The sequence below is a fragment of the Nitrospirota bacterium genome (assembly GCA_037386965.1).
Lineage (GTDB): Bacteria > Nitrospirota > Thermodesulfovibrionia > Thermodesulfovibrionales > JdFR-86 > JARRLN01.
Map to the genome: position 1 here is coordinate 1 of JARRLN010000039.1, position 19,543 is coordinate 19,543.

Annotated in this window: 18 protein-coding genes and 1 tRNA gene; 16 read left to right on the forward strand and 3 right to left on the reverse strand. The window is 64.5% G+C overall.

Going from position 1 to position 19,543, the window contains the following annotated elements:
- Window positions 1–160: 160 nt before the first annotated feature.
- Together P8Y39_07205 and P8Y39_07210 are read right to left on the reverse strand one after the other, a co-directional pair.
- On the reverse strand, window positions 161–697 hold the full coding sequence (locus P8Y39_07205; GenBank protein ID MEJ2192127.1) for a GspH/FimT family pseudopilin: 537 nt from the start codon (window positions 695–697) through the stop codon (window positions 161–163).
- 14 nt (window positions 698–711) lie between these two features.
- A complete protein-coding gene (locus P8Y39_07210) occupies window positions 712–5,124 on the reverse strand; it encodes a putative Ig domain-containing protein (GenBank protein MEJ2192128.1) in 4,413 nt (1,470 codons plus the stop codon).
- A gap of 312 nt (window positions 5,125–5,436) precedes the next feature.
- On the opposite strand from P8Y39_07210, the gene P8Y39_07215 reads away from it, so the two are divergent.
- The 14 genes from P8Y39_07215 to P8Y39_07280 all read left to right on the forward strand — a co-directional run bounded on the left by P8Y39_07215 (window position 5,437) and on the right by P8Y39_07280 (window position 17,865).
- On the forward strand, window positions 5,437–7,005 hold the full coding sequence (locus P8Y39_07215) for an ATP-binding protein (GenBank protein ID MEJ2192129.1): 1,569 nt from the start codon (window positions 5,437–5,439) through the stop codon (window positions 7,003–7,005).
- A gap of 3 nt (window positions 7,006–7,008) precedes the next feature.
- Window positions 7,009–7,380, forward strand: coding sequence for a response regulator (locus P8Y39_07220; GenBank protein MEJ2192130.1), 372 nt, complete (start codon window positions 7,009–7,011; stop codon window positions 7,378–7,380).
- Between the two features lie 155 nt (window positions 7,381–7,535).
- Entirely contained in the window at window positions 7,536–7,949 is a 414-nt protein-coding gene (nikR, locus tag P8Y39_07225; protein ID MEJ2192131.1) for a nickel-responsive transcriptional regulator NikR, read from the forward strand.
- An 11-nt stretch (window positions 7,950–7,960) separates the two neighbouring features.
- Window positions 7,961–8,728, forward strand: a complete 768-nt coding sequence (locus tag P8Y39_07230; protein ID MEJ2192132.1) for a DUF4198 domain-containing protein — start codon at window positions 7,961–7,963, stop codon at window positions 8,726–8,728.
- Entirely contained in the window at window positions 8,728–9,339 is a 612-nt protein-coding gene (gene cbiM, locus P8Y39_07235; GenBank protein ID MEJ2192133.1) for a cobalt transporter CbiM, read from the forward strand. The genes P8Y39_07230 and cbiM overlap by 1 nt, the downstream gene beginning before the upstream one ends.
- A complete protein-coding gene (locus P8Y39_07240; GenBank protein MEJ2192134.1) occupies window positions 9,336–9,914 on the forward strand; it encodes a hypothetical protein in 579 nt (192 codons plus the stop codon). The genes cbiM and P8Y39_07240 overlap by 4 nt, the downstream gene beginning before the upstream one ends.
- A 56-nt stretch (window positions 9,915–9,970) precedes the next feature.
- Window positions 9,971–10,711, forward strand: a complete 741-nt coding sequence (cbiQ, locus tag P8Y39_07245; GenBank protein MEJ2192135.1) for a cobalt ECF transporter T component CbiQ — start codon at window positions 9,971–9,973, stop codon at window positions 10,709–10,711.
- Window positions 10,708–11,343, forward strand: coding sequence for an ABC transporter ATP-binding protein (locus P8Y39_07250; GenBank protein ID MEJ2192136.1), 636 nt, complete (start codon window positions 10,708–10,710; stop codon window positions 11,341–11,343). Before cbiQ ends, P8Y39_07250 begins: the two co-directional genes overlap by 4 nt.
- A 344-nt stretch (window positions 11,344–11,687) precedes the next feature.
- A complete protein-coding gene (locus tag P8Y39_07255) occupies window positions 11,688–12,641 on the forward strand; it encodes an NGG1p interacting factor NIF3 (protein MEJ2192137.1) in 954 nt (317 codons plus the stop codon).
- 212 nt (window positions 12,642–12,853) lie between these two features.
- Complete coding sequence (dnaG, locus tag P8Y39_07260; GenBank protein MEJ2192138.1) at window positions 12,854–14,524, forward strand: DNA primase; 1,671 nt, start codon at window positions 12,854–12,856, stop codon at window positions 14,522–14,524.
- Window positions 14,525–14,623: 99 nt separating this feature from the next.
- On the forward strand, window positions 14,624–16,168 hold the full coding sequence (gene rpoD, locus P8Y39_07265) for an RNA polymerase sigma factor RpoD (protein ID MEJ2192139.1): 1,545 nt from the start codon (window positions 14,624–14,626) through the stop codon (window positions 16,166–16,168).
- A gap of 110 nt (window positions 16,169–16,278) precedes the next feature.
- Window positions 16,279–16,354: transfer RNA gene (locus P8Y39_07270), tRNA-Ile, on the forward strand.
- Between the two features lie 210 nt (window positions 16,355–16,564).
- Window positions 16,565–17,305, forward strand: coding sequence for a C4-type zinc ribbon domain-containing protein (locus P8Y39_07275; GenBank protein ID MEJ2192140.1), 741 nt, complete (start codon window positions 16,565–16,567; stop codon window positions 17,303–17,305).
- Window positions 17,302–17,865 carry a ribonuclease HI family protein gene (locus tag P8Y39_07280; GenBank protein MEJ2192141.1) on the forward strand — a complete coding sequence of 188 codons (564 nt, stop codon included), beginning with the start codon at window positions 17,302–17,304 and terminating at the stop codon, window positions 17,863–17,865. Before P8Y39_07275 ends, P8Y39_07280 begins: the two co-directional genes overlap by 4 nt.
- Before the next feature lie 28 nt (window positions 17,866–17,893).
- Here P8Y39_07280 and P8Y39_07285 read toward each other — a convergent pair whose 3' ends face one another.
- Window positions 17,894–18,229, reverse strand: a complete 336-nt coding sequence (locus P8Y39_07285) for a GlpM family protein (GenBank protein MEJ2192142.1) — start codon at window positions 18,227–18,229, stop codon at window positions 17,894–17,896.
- 202 nt (window positions 18,230–18,431) lie between these two features.
- On the opposite strand from P8Y39_07285, the gene P8Y39_07290 reads away from it, so the two are divergent.
- The gene (locus P8Y39_07290; protein ID MEJ2192143.1) at window positions 18,432–18,785 is read left to right on the forward strand and encodes a rhodanese-like domain-containing protein; all 354 of its coding nucleotides are present in this window, start codon (window positions 18,432–18,434) and stop codon (window positions 18,783–18,785) included.
- A 72-nt stretch (window positions 18,786–18,857) separates the two neighbouring features.
- Window positions 18,858–19,543, forward strand: a 686-nt coding sequence (locus P8Y39_07295; GenBank protein ID MEJ2192144.1) for a rhodanese-like domain-containing protein, incomplete at its 3' end; no start/stop codon positions are given.

Genomic DNA, 19,543 nt, shown 5'->3' on the forward strand with positions numbered 1-19,543 from the left:
CTTTTCGGCCAGGCGCACGGCCTCGTCCCTCAGGACGTTGCGCATGTTGGAGTCTATGCTCACCAGGGCCGTCTGCATGAGGGCTACCGAGACGAACAGCAGGATGAGCAGGGCGACCATGACCTCCACCAGGGTGAAGCCCCCGCTTTTCGGGGCGGTCCTATTCATTCGTGCCGCAGGATGTTCCATTCCAGAGCCCCACGTTCAGACGCGTGGCGCTTACGGCCACGCAGTCGTAGTCTGCGTTCAAGTCCGCTCCGTCAACGTCCTCCAGCCGTATGGCGGCGCCGGTGTTGGGAAGGCCCGCGCTGTTGACGATGATTCCCCGGGGGTCGATGATAAACTGCCTCTCGGCGCCCGTCAGCCGGTAGGGCACCGTCGTGTTGACCACGACGGCGTCCTGTGCGGTGCTCAAGGAGCCGTCGCCGTCGGGGGAAGGGGAGGAATCCTCGTAGATGAGAAATTTCGAGGTGTCCGCGGCGGGCATGTTCACGAAGTGCACCCTGTTTCTGTCGATGGCCCGGGCGCGGGCGTTCATCATGTCGGCGTAAATCTCCCGGGCCTTGCTCTCCACGCGGTGCTTGCCGATCCAGCCGTCGTACTGAAACCCCATGGCCACGACCACGATGCCCATGATGGCCAGCACCACCAGGAGCTCCACCAGGGTGAAACCCTCCGTCTCCGGCCGTCCCTGCATCGCGCTCCTCCGCATCACTGCTCACAATCCTCGACGTGGACGGTCTTCTTGTGGGGCGGAGGAGTGGTAAAGAGCGAGAAACCCTGGGCCGTGGGGGGCACTCCCTCCAGGCTCGCCGACCTCCTGCCGAGCTTTTCGTTAAAAGCGTCCCCGAGCTGCACCTGCTCGATGGCGCCCGTGGAGACCTGGATGAGGGCTGTCCCCTTCAGCATGGTCCCGGGGGCTCCGCCGTCCCGGTAGCGCACGGCCCAAATGAAACTCTTCCCGCCGATGGAGCAGATGTCGCTGTAGGGCATGAAGGAGGTGAAGAAGACTATCCCGGAGATGGAGGCCAGGGGGTCCGTTATGACCCGCTCTGCGCTGTAGTTTCCACTGCTCGGGTCCAGGCGGATGTACCAGCCCTGGGGGTCTTGAACGCCCTGCTCCAGGGTGGTCACGTCGCTGAGGTTGACCATCTGGCGCGACGTGGTACAGGTGGGGCTGAACCTCCAGTTGCTGTAGCAGGGGTCCGTGATTCCGAACAGGTGCCGCTGCCCGTCCCCGTCGTCCGGCTCGGAATAGCTCTCGTAGAAATACCTCCCGGTGCCGGCGAAGAGCCAGAACTTGGAGGTGTTCTTGTCCAGCAGGTGGGCCACCGCCGAGGTCACCGGACCGATGCCGTCGATGACCGTGGAGAGCCGCCAGTTGGCCGGGTCCAGGTCCTCGTTGGTCAGGAGCCTCAGGATGCCGCCCTGGGTCCAGGTGTTCGTGGAGGTGTCCTTCCGCACGTAGGGGACATAGACCACGTCGTCCTGATAGTCCCGCCTGTCCCCCTCGGCGTCGGCGGTCACGTTTATCATGGAGCCGGCGAAGGCGTTGAGTATCTGCCCCCCGCCCGCAAGATGGTCTATCGTACTGAGCAGGGTGCCGGTCTTGAGGTCCAGAACGAAAACGCTCAGGGGCTGGTCCGAGTTGCCCAGGAACTGCCTGTCGGATTTCCGTACGGGGCCCGTGGGGCCGGAGCCCAGGACGACGTACCAGCGCCCGTTGAGGTCCTTCTGGGCGGTGTCCTGCCAGTCGCGCTTGCCGTCGGGAGGGTCGCTGGTGTCGGTTTTGTACGAGATTCTCACGATGGCGGGACCGGTGGTGCTGTAGCCCAGGGCCGGGTTGGAGAACTCCCACAGGAACTTCGGGTTCTCCGGGTCGGTGACGTCCAGGGCGAAGTATGAGGAGTATCCCACCCCGGAGACGGGCGTGTTCACGCAGTCCTCGGCGTCCACGTCGCCGTCCCCGTCCAGGTCCTGGGTGCAGCTGACTCCCTCGTTCTTGCAGGCCCCGCCGTAGCGCATGCCTCCGATGAGGATGGTCTTCCAGGTGTTGGCGGTCCGGGTGCAGGTCGAGTAGTCGCTCGAATCCGTGCACTCCGTCCCTTCAAAAGCGGTGCCGTTTCCGTCGGGGTCGGTCCCGATACTGGCGTCGAAAATGTAGGGTGTCAGGTCCACCGTATAGAGGTGGCAGTAGTCCGTCTGCGTCAGGTACTTCAGATAGGGAAGGACGTTTTTCGGGATGAAGGCCCATTCCTCCCTGCCCAGGTTCGTCCCGGTCAGGCGGACCTTCTGCTTCGGCCCCTGCCCGCTCCAGCTGTCCTGGCGAAGGCCGAGCCTGAAGGCGTGCAGCATGCCGTCGTTGGCCCCTGCCATGACCATCCCGCGGTTGACGTATTTGGCGCTCTCGATGAAGTCCCTGTACGTCGTGTCCCGGTAGGTGACGTGGTAGCTGTTCAGGGGAACCGTGGTGTTGCTGATGATGCGCGGCGTGGAGTTCAGGATGTCCCCCAGCTTCCAGACCTTCTTCGCGGTCTCGCCGGTGTCGCCGGTGTCGCCGTCGCCGTTGAGGTCGACCTTCACCCTGCGGTCGCGGTAGTCGGGGCTGTTGATGAAGTAGCCGGTGGTGTAATTGATGAGGGCCGTGGCGTTGGCGATGCTGGCCGCCCCCATGTACGTGCGGAGCGTGGCGTTACTGGCCGCGGAGCTGTTGAAGATGGTCATGTCGGCGGTATCGTCCACGTTGGCGTATATCCTGCGGGGGTCCGTGGCCAGGTCGCGCTCCCAGAGCAGCTCGCCCGCCTCCCATATGTTGCCCATGTTCTCGAAGTTGATGTCGGACTCCACCACATCGGGCGTGCCGTTTCCGTCGGTGTCCGCATAGCGATGTGCCTTGACCACCTCGTTTATCGGGTCCCAGTACAGCGAGGCGATGTAGTCGTTCACCAGGTTAAGCAGGGGATAGGGGGTCTCGTGTGCCGTTTCCTCGCGCATGCTCGAGGAGGCGAAGTAGGGGTCGACGTAGAACCAGAAGTTGGTCAGCCGCCCTATCCAGGCTATTTCGTCCTCCGTCCCGGCATCGCTGTCCACGAAGCGTTTGCGGGGGTAGTAGACGGCCTGGATGAGGTTGGCCCCGCTGCCTTCGCCGGAGGCCAGAACCGATGCCGCCGTGCCGGAGGAGGCCCGCTTGATGATGTCCTGGAAGGCCTGGATGAGCTTGTCCTTGAGCTGGGTGGGGTCGTAGACGTCGTAATAGATGCCCTCGCCCGCGCTGGCGGCCTCCCTGAGGACGTCGCCGTTTGTCCCCATGGCGTTGACAATGTAGGTGATGACGTCCTGGGTGCCCTCCCGGTCGCTCCGGAGGTCGTTCTGTTTGCCGTAGCAGGCGTTTTTGGAAAGGTCGTAGGTGAGGGAGCCGCAGTCGGCGGGGAGGGGCGGCGTACTCGTCGAGCCGAAGACATCGGGGTCCCCCTCGTCGGCCCCATAGCCCGAGGTGAGAAGAAGCACGAAGTTATTCCTGCAGGGGGTGCTGTCCCCGCTGAAGGGGTCGCAGGAGCTGCCTGTCTGGGGCGTGCCCATGTATGTCATCATGGCTTCGTACTCGCCGTCGATGAGCTTGGTGACGTTCAGGGTATCGCCCACGGGGATGGCGTTTTCCACCGCCGTGAAGAAGTTCGTGTCTCCACTGGCCGGGATGCACATCTCCTGGAAGGGGTCCAGGTCGTTGGCGAAGTCCTGGAACCCGAACCGGGCGTCGTCCCAGAAGTCCTGGAGGATGCCCGACTTGAGGGAATTGTTCCCCGCGGTGTTGGTGCAGTTGGTGGTGTAGTCGCCCACGCATATGCGGATGTTGTGCTCGGCGGTGCCGGCCCCTCCCAGAGCGGCCGCAAGAATATTGATGGTGACCGAGATGCTGTCCTTGTTCGAGGAGTCGGCCGCGTCCTGCGCCTTCAGGGTAAAAATGTATGTGCCGGGCGCCGCCGTGGGGGTGCCCGCTAGGGTGCCGTCGGAGGCATCGAGGGTGAACCCCGCGGGAAGGCTCACGGTGGACCAGGTGTAGGTGCCCCCGCCGCCGGATGCCGCCGGGATGTAGCCCGGATAGGGGGAGTTCCAGATGGCGTCGGGCAGGGTGGCGCCATTCTTGGGAGTGGTTATCCGGACGGGCTTGGCCGCCTCGGCCTCCTGCGCAAAGAAGGACATGATGTCGTTTACGAGGCCCAGGGCCCTCTGGGCCAGCGTGGGCTCTTTCTCCTCCGCCGTATCCTTATCGAGGGCCGCATAGGCCCCGCCGGAGGAGAAGCCGGCCTCGGCCAGGTTCACTGTCCATGTGGAGGCGGGCCCCACGGCCGGGCTCAGCAGGAGCCCGCAGACGGGGTCGGAGGCATAGTTCAGCCCCCATGTGGTGTCATGGAAAAAGGCCACGGTCCAGGGGTCCTGGCTGTCGGTGATGGTGAGGTTGCCCTTTCCTCCCACGTTTACCCTGAAGTCGCAGGCGTAGTAGACGCTGTCGGTGCCCTTGTAGATATAGGTCTTGGTGGGCCACTCCTCGCTCTCGAACCCCACCAGGGTGTTGACGTTGGTCTGCCGCGAGGTGGACTTGCCCCCCACCAAGATGGCCTGGATGAGGTCGAACATGCTGGTGGTGGCCCAGTTCATGACCTCCCCGTGGAAGACGCCCGTTGAACTGGGCTGGTACCGGTTGTTTGTGTAACCATAGAGGAGGTCCTCGTCGAAGTACCCGGTGTAGTGCTTCATGGAGCCGTAGACATCAAAGCGGAAATCAGTGGAGCACAGTGTCGCGGGGTCCCCGTCGCTGCATTTGGGGAAGTCCGCATAACGGCTGCCGATGGCTCCTTCACCGTACGTGCCGAGGACGAACGACCAGAAATTGTTCTGCATAACGAGGGCCGGGTCGGGAATGTAATAGAAATCCTTGTAGGCCGGAAGGCCGGTGACGTAGCTGTTGTCCATCATGATGAGGACGTTGGGCTTGATGTCGCGCTTGACATAGGGCGGCACCACGCAGTAGTCCGTCATGTCCGCCGCGTCCGCCCCCGGGAGGCCGGAGACGAAAAGAATCAGAAACAGTATGTAAAGAACTCTGGTGCTCGCTTTCCTGGTCATCAAAACCTCCCGTTCCTTTACGGGCTCTTTATGCTCGCTCTCCGGGAGCGCGCCCACCCCTCACAAGCAACCGCCGTGCCACCGTTGGGCAAAAGAGAAAAGTGCTTCAAAAACAAGGTATTCTGTCCATGGCCGTCCCGGAGAATATGTAAGAGGTTTCACACCCCTGTGTCGGCGGCTTCATAGTGGCGGCTGCGGGGCAATGGCCCGCTTCGGCGGACTCCGGGGGGAGCCCCGGGCCGCGCGATGCGGGGCCTTGCGTATGTGCTTGTTACTATGACAAAATTACTTGTGGTAAAGTTTCGAAAATCCTTGGATTCCCTGGCCGGCAAGCTGATTCTGGCCGTGGGCGTGCTCATGACGGTGGGCAGTACCATCTTCGGGTACATCTTCATCACCTATGAGCAGCAGGTCACCCGGCAGAACCTGGCCAATCACGCCCGCTTCTCCGCCGGCCTCGTCGAGCAGGGCATCCACCACGGGATGCTCACCGCCCGGAGCGCCTACATCCAGGAGACCCTGGAGGCCCTGGGCAAGGCCAAGGACGTCCGCGACATAGAGCTGTACAATCCCCGGGGCATCGTGGTGCACGCCTCCGACAGAGCGGCCATCGGGCGGGCGGCGCCCGAGGACCCCGAGATACGGAGCGCCCTCAGGGGCAGGTCCTCCCCCCCGGAGATCAAGACGGACCCCGAGGGGTCCCACTACATGGCGCTTTACACCCCCGTCCTGAACGAGCCCTCGTGCTATACGGCCCGGTGCCATTTCCACGGGCGGGACCAGAAGGTCCTGGGGGTCCTGAAGACGACCTTCAGCGCCACCGCAATCCAGACCGCCAGCCGCCAGATAGTCGTGGGCACCCTCCTGGTGGGCAGTGTTTTCATCGCTTCCATATCCATGTTTCTCTGCATCATTCTCTATCATTTCGTCTCCAAGCCGGTGGCCCAGCTGGAGGCGGGGATGAAGCGCCTCTCCAGGGGCGACTTCAGCGAGCCCATCCGCATCCATACCAAGGATGAGATGGGCCTGCTGGCCACCACCTTCAACTCCATGGCCTACGACATGAAGCGCTACCGGGAGAAGCTGGAGAACTGGGCCCAGGAGCTTCAGAAGGAAGTGGACAGGAAGACCGACGAGATACGGGCGGCCCACGAACAGCTCATCGACGCCGAGAAGCTGGCCTCCCTGGGAAGGCTCGCCGCAGGGGTGGCCCACGAGCTGAACAACCCCCTGACGGGCATCGTCACCTTCGCCTACCTGATGAAGCAGCGCACCCCCGCCGAGCGCACGCAGGACGTGGAGGACCTGGACGTCATCATCGAGCAGGCGGAGCGCTGCACCAAGATCATCCGCGGGCTCTTGGGTTTCTCCCGGAAGGGAACTTCCGAGAAGATGGCCATCAACGTCAACGACCTCATGGAGCACACCATCAGCATGCTGACGAACCAGTCCAAGTTCTATAACGTCGCGGTGGACATGCACCTGGCCCCCGACCTCAAGCCCGTCGTCGTGGACCCCAACCAGATTCAGCAGGTCATCCTCAACATTTTCACCAACGCCGCCGACGCCATGAACGACCGGGGCAGGATAGCCATCGAAACGCGGGCCGTGCGCGAGGGAGGCCAGCAGTACGTGGAGATGTCCTTTACGGACACGGGTCCCGGCATCCTGCCGGAGCACATGAACAGGATATTCGAGCCCTTCTTCACCACCAAGCCCGTGGGAAAGGGCACGGGGCTGGGGATGCCGGTCAGCTACGGCATCGTAAAGCGCCACGGGGGGGACATCCTGGTCCGCAGCACCGTGGGGAAGGGCAGCACCTTCGTCGTACGCCTGCCGGTGGAGGTGCCCGAGGAGGCGCGGGCAGGGGAGAAGGCGTGAGATATGCGTGCATCGAGGGATATTCTGGTCATTGATGACGAACCCATTGTGCGAGTCTGCTGTGAGCGCTCCTTGAGTCTGGAAGGCTACAGCATCGACCTGGCCCAGGACGGGCTGGAGGGCCTCAGGAAGCTCGAGGACAATCAGTACGGGGTCGTCCTCGTGGACATCAAGATGCCCACCCTGGGGGGCGAGGAAGTCATCAAGACCCTCAAGCGCATCGCCCCGGAGACCAGGGTCATCGTCATTACCGGCTACGCCACGGAGGAGATGCGCGAGAAGGCCCTGGCCATGGGCGCGGACCTTTACCTGGAGAAGCCCTTCAGCCCGAAGCAGCTCCTGGGGGCCATAAAGAACGTGACGGGCGAGGCCTAGGCCTCCCTCCGGCTTCGCCGTCCCCGTGCCGCTGCCGGCGCCGGCGGCCCCTCCGCCGGCGCGCTCCGGATGCCTTTCTGGAGCCCCCCGGAAAACGAGTCCGCCTTGACATCGCGGCGCCATTGTGTAACACTAAATACAGGAATAGTAACACGATGGTGGCGCGTTTCGGCATATCCCTGGATGAAGGCCTCCTCAAGCGGTTCGACAGAGTCATCGCCCGCAAGGGCTACGTCAACCGCTCCGAGGCCATCCGCGACCTCATACGGGATACCCTCGTGAAGGAGGAGTGGGCGGAGGGGACAGGCGAGACGGTGGGCACCATTACCCTGGTCTATTCGCACGACGTGCGGGAGCTGGCCGACACCCTCACGGACATCCAGCACGGGTTCCACGACTCGGTCGTCTCCACCATGCACATCCATCTGGACGGGCATAACTGCCTGGAGGTCCTGGTGGTCAGGGGAAGGGGACGGGACATCAGGAAGATAGCGGACCGCCTCATCGGCACCAAGGGCGTAAAGCACGGCAAGCTTACCCTGGCCACCACGGGCAGGGACATCCCGTAAGGGGAGCAAGCATGAAGCGGTTGGCTCAGGCACTTGTCCTACTCTTCGTCCTCTGGCCCCTGGGCGCAGGGGCTCACTTCGGCGTCCTCGTCAGCTCCGAGGACATCGTGGCCTCCGGCGACCCGGAGGTCGTGGTCCTGAGCGCGGCCTTCATGCACCCCTTCGACTGGCGGTTCATGCCCATGGCAAAGCCCCGCAGCCTGGGCGTCCTGACGCGGGGCAAAAAGACCGACCTCCTCGGGGCCCTCGACCGCCGGAAAGACGATAAAGCGGGTTTCCCCTGGACGCTCCGGTACCGGGTGCGCTCCCCCGGGGACCACGTCTTCTACATGGAGACGGCCCCGTATTTCGAGCAGGCCGAGGGGCTCTTCATCATCCACTACGTCAAGGTGGTGATAGGCGCCCTGGGACTCGAGGACGGATGGGACCACCCCGCGGGACTTCCGGCGGAAATCGTGCCCCTCTCTCGCCCCTACGGGCTCTGGGCGGGGAACGTCTTTCAGGGCACGGTACTGCGCGACGGAAAGCCCGTCCCCGGGGCGGCCGTGGAGGTGGAGTACCTGAACCCGGAGCACAAGGTGCACGCGCCCAAGGAGGCCATGGCCACCCAGGTGATAAAGACCGACGCCAACGGCGTCTTTACCTATGCCGTGCCCTGGGGGGGATGGTGGGGGTTCTCCGCCCCCTTGCGGTCGGACCGCACGCTTGAGCGCGGGGGCAGGGAGTTCCCCGTGGAGACGGGGGCCGTCATCTGGGTGCGGGCGCAGGGGAGGCGATAATGCACATCTCCGAGGGCGTTCTCTCGGCCCCGGTGCTGGCCGGCGGCGCCGCCCTGGCGGCGGGGGGCCTGGCCGTGGGCCTCAGGAAGATGGACCTCGACCGCATCCCGGAGGTGGCGGTGCTCTCCACGGCCTTCTTTGTGGCCTCTCTGCTTCACGTGCCGGTGGGCCCGGTGGGCGTCCACCTCACCCTGAACGGCCTGGTGGGGCTCCTGCTGGGCTGGATGGCCTTCCCCTCGATATTCGTGGCCCTTACCCTCCAGGCCCTCCTCTTTCAGTTCGGAGGGCTGACCACCCTCGGGGTCAACACGGTCGTCATGGCGCTTCCGGCGGTGGCCGCCTTCTTCATCTTCAGGCCCCTCCTGGGAGCGCGGCCCAGCCCGAGGAGGGCGGCCCTGGCGGGCTTCGGCGCGGGCGCGCTGGGGGTGGCCCTGGGCACCGCGCTCGCGGCCCTCGCCCTTCTGGGGACGGGGGGAGTCTTCCTCAACGTCGTGCTGGCCATGGCCGCGGCAAACGGGCCGGTGATGCTCGTGGAGGGGGTGGTGACCGCCTTTATCGTGCTGTTTCTTCTCAAGGTCAATCCCGAGATGCTGATAAGGAGCGACCGATGAACCGACTGGTTCTTGTGCTTGGCGTATGCCTGGTGTTTCTTTTCCCGGCGGCGGCCCTTGCCCACAAGGTGAGCATCTATGCCTATCAGGAGGGAGACGAGGTCCGCGCCACAGCCTATTTCGTCGACGGCTCCCCCTGCAAGGGCTGCGAGGTAGGGGTAACGGACCCGCAGACCGGAGAGGAGCTTCTTCGAGCCGTCACCGACAGTGCCGGCGAGCTGGCTTTCAGGGCCCCTTCGGGCGCGGGCAGCATACGGCTCATCGTCCGGGCCGGGCCGGGCCACGCCGGCCGGTACACGCTTCACCTGGGGAAGCGGCAGGCAGAAGAGGCGGCCCTCCACGAAGGGGATAAGGAGGCCCTCGGACACCGGCACCTGGAGGAGCTCACCGATGCCGCCCTGGCCAACATCGTCTCCAGGGAGGTCGAGCCCCTCAGGCGGGAGGTCGTCAAGCTCCGCATGGACATGGAGCGTCCGGGCCTCGGCGACGTCTTGGCCGGGGTGGGCTACATCATGGGGCTGGCCGGGCTGGCCGCGTATCTGAGATACCGAAAGAAAGGCGGCGGGCCGTCGTGAGAGCTCCGTGGCAAGAGCTGCGCGGCAGGGCCGGGACGTCTCCCCCGTAACGCACCATGCACCTTGAGGAGTTTGCCCAGGGACATAGTCCCCTTCATCGCCTTGACCCCCGGGTGAAGGTGCTGGCCGGCCTTCCGCCCATCGCCGCGGCGGCCCTGGCCTCGGGCCTGCGGGCCCCGGCCGTGGCCCTCCTGGCCGGGGTGGGCGCAGCCCTTCTGGGGCGCCTGGACGCGCGGAAGCTCGGCGTGCGGCTCCTGGCCGCCAACGTCTTCATCCTTACCCTCTGGGTCTTCCTCCCCTTCAGCCATCCCGGAGAGGCGGTCTTCTCCCTGGGTCCTCTCGCGGCAAGCCGGGAGGGACTCCTCTACGCCCTGTCCATTACGCTCAAGGCCAACGCCGCCGTGCTCCTGACCATCGCGCTTTTCGGCACCTCCGAGAGCCTGGCCCTGGCCCATGCCCTGGTGCACCTGAGGGCTCCGCGCAAGCTGGTCTATCTCTTCTTTTTCTTCTCCCGGTACCTGGAGCTCGTGCACGAGGAGTACGGGCGGCTCAGAAACGCCATGCGCATCCGGTGCTTCCGCCCCCGAACGGGGGCCCACACCTACAGGTCCTACGCGTACCTGGTGGGCATGCTCCTGGTCCGAAGCGCCGAGAGGGCGCGGCGCCTCTACGGGGCCATGCTCCTGAGGGGGTTCCGCGGACACTTCCCCGTGATAGACCATTTCCATCTCCACGGCCGGGACCTGGCCCTGGGAGGCCTGCTCCTCGGCCTGGCCCTTGTGGTGGCCCTCCTGTGAACCTCATCGAGACGAGGGGGCTTTGTTTTCGCTACCCCGGGGGCGGGGAGGCCCTGAGCGGGGTAGACTTCACCCTCCGGGAGGGCGAGCGCGTGGGGCTGGTAGGGCCCACGGGCTCGGGAAAGACGACGCTCCTGCACATCGTCATGGGCCTTCTCAGGCCCGCCGGGGGGGAGGTGCGCGTCTTCGGGAAGCCCCGGCGGAAGGAGGAGGATTTTCTGGAGGTGAGGCGGCGCGTGGGGTTTCTCTTTCAGGACGCCGACGACCAGCTCTTCTGCCCCACCGTGGAGGAGGACGTCGCCTTCGGTCCCCTCAACCTGGGCCTCTCCCACGGCGAGGCCCGGCAGGCGGTGCGCGCGGCCACCTCGGCCCTGGGCATCGAGGGGCTCCAAAAGAAGGTGACCCACAAGCTCTCCGGCGGCGAGAAAAGGCTCGTGGCCCTGGCCACGGTCATCGCCATGCGGCCGGAGTGCTACATCCTGGACGAGCCCACCTCGGGGCTTGACGAGGAGAAGCTCCGGAGGGTCCTCACCTTCCTCGGCGCGGAGGCCCGCACGCTCCTCGTCGCCAGCCACGACAGGCGGTTCCTCGCTCAGGCGGCCGACAGGGTGTTCGTGCTGGAGAAAAAGTGAAGTCCTCCCTTTGGGAAGACCCCTTGACAGGTATTTCCCGTTACTGATAGTCTCTAGATTCGAAGAGCCCTCTCCCGTGTTCTCTTCCGGGAGAATTCACTGAAAAGCCCGTAGAACCTGTCTCAAAATTGATTTCGAAGCGAAAGGGAGAATAAATGGCGGCAGACAAGGAGGGAAGGGGAAATGGCCCGGAGGCGCAGCAGCGTTGCGTTGAGGACGATTTTTCCTTCAGGACGCCGTATGCCGCCATTTAGGCCTCTTGCAGCCGGAAGCAATTTTGAGACAGGTTCTTCTAATCTCGTGAATCGCCCCGAGGGGCCTTTCACTTCCCTGAAGGAGGCGGGATGACCCTCAAGGAGCTGTACAGGAAGGCCGTCGAAGTGGGAATGGACAACGACCCCCGGGGCAAGGACCTCGTCCAAAAGGACCTGGAGCAGCGGAAGAAGGACTACGAGAAGCTCGATGCGGACGAGAAGGAGTTCTTCGATGCGGAGTCCCTGAGCAACCCCTATGCCGACTCCCGCATCCTCAACGGCACCGGGGACGAAGAGGTGTCCTCAGCCCTGGTGGGCGTGGACATGGAGGTGGGCGAGATTCTCCTGGCCCTGGCCCTGAGGCAGCGGGGCGAGGACGTGGACCTCATCCTGGCCCACCATCCCGAGGGGCGGTCCCTGGCCAATCTCTACCAGGTCATGGGCATGCAGGCCGATATCCAGGCGCGCTTCGGGGTGTCCATCAGCATGGCCGAGTCCCTGCTGGAAAAGAGGGTTTCGGACGTGGAGAAGCGGCTCATGCCCACCAACCATACCCGGGCGGTGGACGCCGCGCGCCTCCTGGGCATCCCTTTCATGAACCTGCACACCCCGTCGGACAACATGGTGGCCTCCTACCTGCAGAAGACCTTCGACGAGCAGAAGCCCTACACCGTGGGGGACATCCTGGACATCCTCCGGCAGATTCCCGAGTACCGCCAGGCGGCGGGCAACGGGGCCGGCCCCAAGGTAATCCAGGGCTCGACGAAGCACAAGGCGGGCAAGGTCTTCGTGGACATGACCGGGGGCACGGAGGGGCCCAAGGAGATTTTCGCCGGCATCGCCCAGAGTGGCATAAACACCGTGGTGGGGATGCATTTCAGCGAGGACCACCGGAAAGAGGCCGAGAAGCACCACCTCAACATCGTCATCGCGGGCCACATCTCAAGCGACAACCTGGGGCTGAACCTCCTCTTGGACCGCGTCATCCCCGGGGGGTTCAAGGTTCTGGGCTGCTCGGGCTTCACCAGGGTAAGCCGCGCGTAGCGGGGCTCGGCGGGCGCCCCCCCAAACGGGGAACGAGGGCAGCGGAAGCCCCCTGCCCGGGGGCCGGGGGCGGGCGATGCACGGACGTGCCGGCCAGGTAGTTTTATACATGGCAGTGAAGCCTGGAATAACCTTGTTTCAAGGGCGGTTGCCGGCGCTGTCATGTCGGCCGTCTTATGCGAGGAATAATACGTTAATATATCCTATACCCTATGGTCGCTGACGGCGTCGTCGAGGAGATCAAGAGCAGGCTTGATATCGTGGAGGTCATCTCCGAGTATCTGCACCTGAAGCGCGCCGGGCAGAACTACAAGGGGCTTTGCCCGTTTCACGCCGAGAAGACGCCGTCCTTCATGGTCAGCCATCCGAAACAGATTTTCCACTGCTTCGGCTGCGCCGCCGGGGGGGACGTCTTCGCCTTCGTGATGAAGCACGAGGGCCTGGAGTTCGCCGAGGCCCTGGACCTGCTGGCCCGGAAGGCCGGGGTGGAGCTTCGGCCCCGCCGGCCGGGGGAGCGGAGCGCGCGGGAGGTGGCCAGGGCGCTTCAGCGCGAGGCGCTCGGTTTCTTCCGCCAGGGGCTCCTCCGCGCCAGGGAGGCCAGGGAGTACCTGGCCAAAAGGGGCATCTCGGCGGAGTCCGTGGAAGCCTTTTCCCTGGGGTACGCACCCCCGGGGTGGCACGCCCTTCAGGAGCATCTGCGGAAGAAGGGATACACCGACGAGCAGATGATGGCGGCGGGCCTGTCCGCCCGGGGGTCCCGGGGGCCCTACGACATCTTTCGCTCGCGGCTCATGTTCCCCATCATGGACATGCACGGGGAGCCCGTGGCCTTCGGCGGGCGGGTCCTGGACGACTCCACGCCCAAGTACCTGAACTCCCCGGACACGCCGCTTTTCAAAAAGAGCGACACCCTCTACGCCCTGGACAGGGCGAGGGAGGCCGTCAGGCAGGCCGGAGAGGCCCTGGTGGTGGAGGGCTACCTGGACGTCATCATGTGCCATCAGGGGGGGTTGCGCCACGCGGTGGCTCCCCTGGGCACCGCCCTGACGGAGGGACACGTCCGAAAGCTTGCCCGCCTGGCCGAGCGCCTGCTTCTGGTCTTCGACGGTGACCAGGCCGGCCTGAACGCCGCCAGAAGGTCCCTGCTCCTGGTGATGGAAGGGGGGCTGAGGGCCCGCGTCCTCGTCCTTCCGGCCGGGGAGGACCCCCACAGCGTCCTTCTCAAGGACGGTGCCGGGGCCCTGGAGGCCCTCATGCGGGAGGCCGTCTCACCCGTGGAGTTCCTCCTCGGGACGGCCCCGGGCGAGAAGCTCCAGGCCGTCAGGGCGGCGGTTTCCCTCATCTCTAGGGTCTCGGACGCCATCGTGCGCGATGAGATGGTCCGGGAGCTTTCCGAAAGGAGCGGCACCCGGGAGGTGGCCATCAGGGAGGAACTGGGCCGGGTGAGGACGGGGGGGCGGACAACCCCGCCCGCCCGGCGCGAGGACTGCGTGCTGCCCGGGGAGGAGCGGCTCCTTTTGAGCGTGGCCCTTCACGAGCCGGAGAGGGCGGCGGAGATACTGAAGAAGGTGGCCGCCGAGGACATGCGGGACCCGCTGGTGCGGCGCATCTTCGGGAGGCTGGCCGATGGGGCCGGACAGGGGGGCGGTGACGCTTCGCCCCTGGAGATGGCAGAGGGCGAGGAGGAGCGCGCCCTCCTGAGGCATCTGGCCGTGAGCCCGGGCTTCGAGCCCGACAGCGTGGAGACCATCGTCGAGGACTGCGTGAGGGCCATCGCCAGAAGGGCCGTGGAGCAGCGCATACAGAGGGCCCGGGCGGGCGGCGACCTCAAGCTTCTGAGCAAGCTGTTATCCGAAAGGCACAAGTTAATGCCGGGAGCATGATAGAGGTGGCGTATAATGCCTGAAGTGCATAAAATATAATGTATTTTCAGGGCTTCAATGCGAAGGTAAAAACTAACTGGTTCGTAATGCAGGGGGCCAATGAAGGAACTGGACGCTTTCGATAAAGAGCGCGAGGATTTCGAAGAGGAAGATAAAGGGGTCCAGGAGGAAGAGCGTATCGCCGGCAGGGGGGAGGACTCCCTGGAGGGCGAGTACGAGCCCGTCAAGGTCTACCTCCGCGAAATGTCCAACCGTCCCCTCCTGACCAAGGAAGGGGAGATAGAGATAGCCCGGAAGATGGAGGCCAGCAGGCAGGTGCTGATGGGCGAGATGTTCCTGGAGCCCGTCAATATCGCCAAGCTCATGGAGCTGGCCTCCCTGGTGGAGAAAGGGCAGGTCCCGGCCAACGTCCTGCTTCAGAACGACGAGGACCTGGCCGGCGAGGACGTCTACGCCCAGGGGCAGAAGTTCTGCGCGCAGGTGCAGGAGCTGGCCGGGATATTCGCCAGGCTCGACAGGTACCGCACGCGGACGGCCGACCCCAAGGTGAAGACCGGCAAGGTGACCCGGAAGAGGATGGAGGAGACCCGCCAGGCCCTCATGGAGAAGGTCTTCGACCTCAAGCTCAAGGAGGACACGGTCATCAGCTTCTTCGAGGACACCACGAGGAGGCTCAACGAGGGCATGGAGCTCGACGGGCTCCTGAAGGCGACCGCCGCCCGGCTCAGGAAGGCCGGGGTCAACCCCTCCCGCATGAAGAACCTCCCCCGCAACAAGCCCGAGGACGTCGTCCGCCTCTGCGGGGAGTACCTGGAGGGCAAGCGGGGGCTCCTCCTCATCGAGGAGCTCAGCGGCATGCCCGCCGCCCGGATGGGGGAGGCCCTGGGCCGGCTGGTGCAGGAGGAAGCCCGCCTCACAGAGGCCAAGCGGGAGCTCATCGAGGCCAACCTCAGGCTGGTCATCAGCATTGCCAAGCGCCACATGGGCAAGGGGCTGACCCTGTCGGACCTCATCCAGGAGGGCAATATCGGCCTCATGCGCGCCGTGGACAAGTTCGAGTACACCCGGGGCTACAAGTTCAGCACCTACGCCACCTGGTGGATACGGCAGGCCATCACCCGGGCCCTGGCGGACCAGTCCCGCACCATCCGCATTCCGGTGCACATGGTGGAGACCATAAACCGCATGGTCCGCGTCACCCGCGAGCTGGTGCAGGAGCTGGGCATGGAGCCCTCCTCCGAGGAGATAGCCGACAGGCTCAAGATGCCGGTGGAGAAGGTGAAGGCCATCCAGAAGATATCCAAGGAACCCATCTCTCTGGAAACCCCCGTGGGGGAGGAGGAGGACAGCCACCTGGGAGACTTCATCGAGGACCGGAGCAATGCCTCCCCCCTGGAGGCCGCCATCCTGGACGACATCAAGGGGCAGGTCAACCGGGCCCTGTTTACCCTGAGCCCCAAGGAGGAGAAGATACTGCGGAGGCGCTTCGGCATCGGCAGCGACGTCCCCCACACCCTGGAGGAGATAGGCCAGGAGTTCAACGTCACCCGGGAGCGCATCAGGCAGATAGAGGTCAAGGCCCTCCGGAAGCTCAAGCACCCCTCCCGGAGCAAATGGCTCAGGGGGTTTCTGGAGAGGAGCTGACCGGCGCCCGTGCAGGGGGCGGCGGAGACCGGAACACGCCCCGGTTGACTTCGCCAGAGCATCATTTATAAATTAATAATGTCAGTTTTTTGCCCGGTTGGCCGCGTGTCGGGCCCATAGCTCAGTTGGTAGAGCTACCGGCTCATAACCGGTTGGTCCCAGGTTCGAGTCCTGGTGGGCCCACCATACGTATTGCTCCGCGCATGAAACCGCCGACATGACGGTGCCGGCACCCGGCCTTGAAAGAAGTGTTGTTTCGGGCTCCGATGGCATGCATAAAACTAATTGCCATAAAACTACCCGGTTGGTTATCCAGAGTGGCCGGCCCCCGCGCATCGGCGGAGAGCCGACCCCGCCCTTTTGGGACTCCCGGAGCCCCCGCGGGCCGGAGGTGGCGTGAACGAACAACTCAAGCTCCTCGTGGAGCTTCAGAAGCTGGACTCCGAGATCCTCTCCCGCGCCCGGGTCATCGAGGACATACCCTCAAGGATATCCCACATGCAGAAGGGCCTCAAGGAGGCCCAGGCCGCCCACGCCGCGCAGCAGCAGCGGGTGGAAACGGCGGAGAAGAAGAAGCGCGAGAAGGAGCGCGAGCTGGACGCCCTGCAGGACCGCGTGGGCAAGCTCAAGGCCCGGACCTCCGAAATCAAGGACAACAAGACCTACCAGGCCCACCTGAAGGAGATAGAGGCCGCCGAGAAGGCCGCCTACGAGGTGGAGGACGGGATACTGGACCTCATGGAGGCCGTGGAGAGGGAAAACGCGGCCCTCGGGGAAAGGCTGGAGGTGCTGGAGAGGGAGAAGGCCGTCGTGGAGTCCAGGAAGCGGGAGCTTGACGAGGAGGTCGAGGTCGCCCGAGGAAAGCTCGACGCCCTGAGGGCGAAGCGCTCGCGGTACCGGGAGAGCCTGGAGGACGAGCTTTACGACGAGTACATGTTCCTCCTCAAGAGCCAGGGCGGCCTTGCCGTCACCCCGGCCGAGGACGAGATCTGCACCGGCTGCAACATGAACATCATGCCCCAGCTCTTCGTCGAGATAAAGAAGAACGAAGACATCATCCGCTGCCCCCAGTGCAGGCGCATCCTGTACTACAGGTCTCCCGAGCCCCAGAAAGCCGAAACACCGGCCGCCCCATGAAACGAGCCTCCATCCACTCCGACGGGGCCTCCCTGGGTAACCCCGGCCCCGCGGGCCTCGGCGTGGTGGTTGAGTACGGCGGAAAGCGCCGGGAGATATCCGAGCACATCGGCACGGCCACGAACAACGTGGCCGAGTATTCCGCTCTCCTGAGGGGCCTTGAAGAGGCTCGGCGGATGGGTGCCGAGGAGGTCTCCGCCTTCCTGGATTCGGAGCTCACGGTAAAGCAGCTCAGGGGCGAGTACAAGGTCAGAAACGAGGGCCTCCGCCCCCTTTACGAGCGGACTCGGGCGCTGCTGGGCTCCTTCAAGCGCTCCACCCTGCGGCACATCCCCCGCGAGGAGAACAAGGAGGCCGACCGCCTCTCCAAGCAGGCCGCCCGGGCAACGGCCCGGAGCGGCCGGGCAACGGCCCGGGGCGACTCAAATCTTGAAGCGGGTGTGGCCCAGCGCAAGAGGGCAAAGGAGTCCGAAGCGCAAGAGGAGAGCGTGCCTTCGGGCGATTCCGAAGACGCTCCCGGGGAGGCTTCCTCCTCTTCCCAGGGCCGGCTGCCCTTCTAAGCCCACCAGTGAGCTTTACCGGTGAGCCTCAGTGGGCGCGTATCAGAAGAAAGGACAGCAAGACGTACAGGGCCACCCCGGTGGCCAGCGAGGCCTGAAAGCCCACCCTGCCGGTAAGAAAAAAGACGCAGAAGACATAGACCAGCCAGGGCGCCGTCATCCACAGGAGGCCCCTGGCGTATGCAAGCGCCCCTTCGGTCCCCGCATGGTGGTAAATGGTGAGAAAGGTGATGAGGGTAAATGTGGGGAGGTTGGCCAGAAAGGCGGCGAGGAAGCCCTTCTTCTGGCTCCCCAGCGCGGTCACCGCGGTCACCAGCCCCCCGCCCAGGACGAAGTAAAGAAGGTACTTCACCGCCGGAGCCACGGACGCCTCCCGCCCTGCCGGCCTCTCCCATGTCCCATGCACCCCACGGCCACAGTCTAGCATCGATAAAACCAAACAAGAAGGTGTAAGAATTTATTTCTTCTTGACAGCGAGCCCCCGTGCGCGGGTAAAATCTCCCCGGGGGCTAAACCTGTGCCTTTAGGCTCTTTTGTCTCTCCGGGGGTGAGACGAGGAGGTCATCATGAAATCCGGAGCGTATCCTGCCGCCGTATGCGCCTTGGCCATAGCGCTCCTTCTCGGGGTGCCGGGGTCTCGCGCCTGGGCGGGAAAGTCCGCCGCCGTGCATGCCGGGCAGCCTTTCGAGCTCTCTGAAGAGAAGCTCGTCTCCGTGCAGGAGATGAAGGAGCTGGTGGCCCGGGGGCCGGATAAAGGGGGCTACCTCCTTGTGGACTCCCGGTCTTCCGACGCCTATGCCGCAGGGCACATCCCCGGAGCCGTCTCCATCCCCTACCCCAGGCTCGAGAAGATGCGTGAGCAGGTCCTGCCCGGGAACAAGGACGCTCGCATCATCTTCTACTGCGGCGGGTCCGACTGACCTTTAGGCACCTCTGCCGCGCGTGTCGCGGAAAGCCTGGGCTACTCGAATATCCGGGTCTTCCATGCCGGCATGGCTGCCTGGGAGCGGGCCGGGGGGCTGGTGCTTTCCGAGCCGGGTTATATCGGGGACATGATGAGCCACAAAGCATCCTTCGTTCTCATAGACCTGAGACCTACCGGCCAGGCCGAGAAAGGGCACATCCGGGACGCCGTGACCATCCCCCGGGAAAAACTGCCTTCGGCCAGGGCGATATTCCCCGAGGACGCGTCCGCTCCCATCGTCCTTTATTCCGGGCGTCAAGCCGACGCCGAGGCTTTCGAGACCGTCCGTTCCTGGGGTTACAGGAACGTCTCCGTGCTCCATGGCGGGATGATGGGATGGCGCACGTGGGGCGGTGAGGTCGTGGACGGCCCGCTGGCAAGCACCATCATCTACGTCAAGCGCCTTCCCCCGGGGCAGGTGAGCATCGAGGAGTTCACCTCCGTGCTGAAGGACCGTCCCGCGGACAAGGCCATCCTTGATGTAAGGGGTGCCTCCGTGCAGGGCGTCCTGCCGGGGGCGATACACATCCCCCTTGAGGAACTGGAGGCCAATCTCCGGAAGCTGCCCAGGGAGAAAACCATCCTCATATACTGCAACACCGGCATCATGGCCGGCATTGCCTACAATGTGCTCACCCGGAGGGGCTATGACGCCCGTTACCTGGATGCCGTGGTGCGGCTATCCCCGGACGGCAGCTACGAGATAACCGAAAA

Bases quoted from the DNA above. Each gene is read 5' to 3' on its own strand.
- nikR (MEJ2192131.1), top strand. From the start codon at position 7,536: ATGGTGGCGCGTTTCGGCATATCCCTGGATGAAGGCCTCCTCAAGCGG.
- cbiM (MEJ2192133.1), top strand. From the start codon at position 8,728: ATGCACATCTCCGAGGGCGTTCTCTCGGCCCCGGTGCTGGCCGGCGGC.
- cbiQ (MEJ2192135.1), top strand. From the start codon at position 9,971: ATGCACCTTGAGGAGTTTGCCCAGGGACATAGTCCCCTTCATCGCCTT.
- P8Y39_07220 (MEJ2192130.1), top strand. From the start codon at position 7,009: ATGCGTGCATCGAGGGATATTCTGGTCATTGATGACGAACCCATTGTG.
- P8Y39_07210 (MEJ2192128.1), bottom strand. From the start codon at position 5,124: ATGACCAGGAAAGCGAGCACCAGAGTTCTTTACATACTGTTTCTGATT.
- P8Y39_07280 (MEJ2192141.1), top strand. From the start codon at position 17,302: ATGAAACGAGCCTCCATCCACTCCGACGGGGCCTCCCTGGGTAACCCC.
- P8Y39_07255 (MEJ2192137.1), top strand. From the start codon at position 11,688: ATGACCCTCAAGGAGCTGTACAGGAAGGCCGTCGAAGTGGGAATGGAC.
- P8Y39_07230 (MEJ2192132.1), top strand. From the start codon at position 7,961: ATGAAGCGGTTGGCTCAGGCACTTGTCCTACTCTTCGTCCTCTGGCCC.
- P8Y39_07205 (MEJ2192127.1), bottom strand. From the start codon at position 697: ATGCAGGGACGGCCGGAGACGGAGGGTTTCACCCTGGTGGAGCTCCTG.
- dnaG (MEJ2192138.1), top strand. From the start codon at position 12,854: ATGGTCGCTGACGGCGTCGTCGAGGAGATCAAGAGCAGGCTTGATATC.
- P8Y39_07290 (MEJ2192143.1), top strand. From the start codon at position 18,432: ATGAAATCCGGAGCGTATCCTGCCGCCGTATGCGCCTTGGCCATAGCG.
- P8Y39_07240 (MEJ2192134.1), top strand. From the start codon at position 9,336: ATGAACCGACTGGTTCTTGTGCTTGGCGTATGCCTGGTGTTTCTTTTC.
- rpoD (MEJ2192139.1), top strand. From the start codon at position 14,624: ATGAAGGAACTGGACGCTTTCGATAAAGAGCGCGAGGATTTCGAAGAG.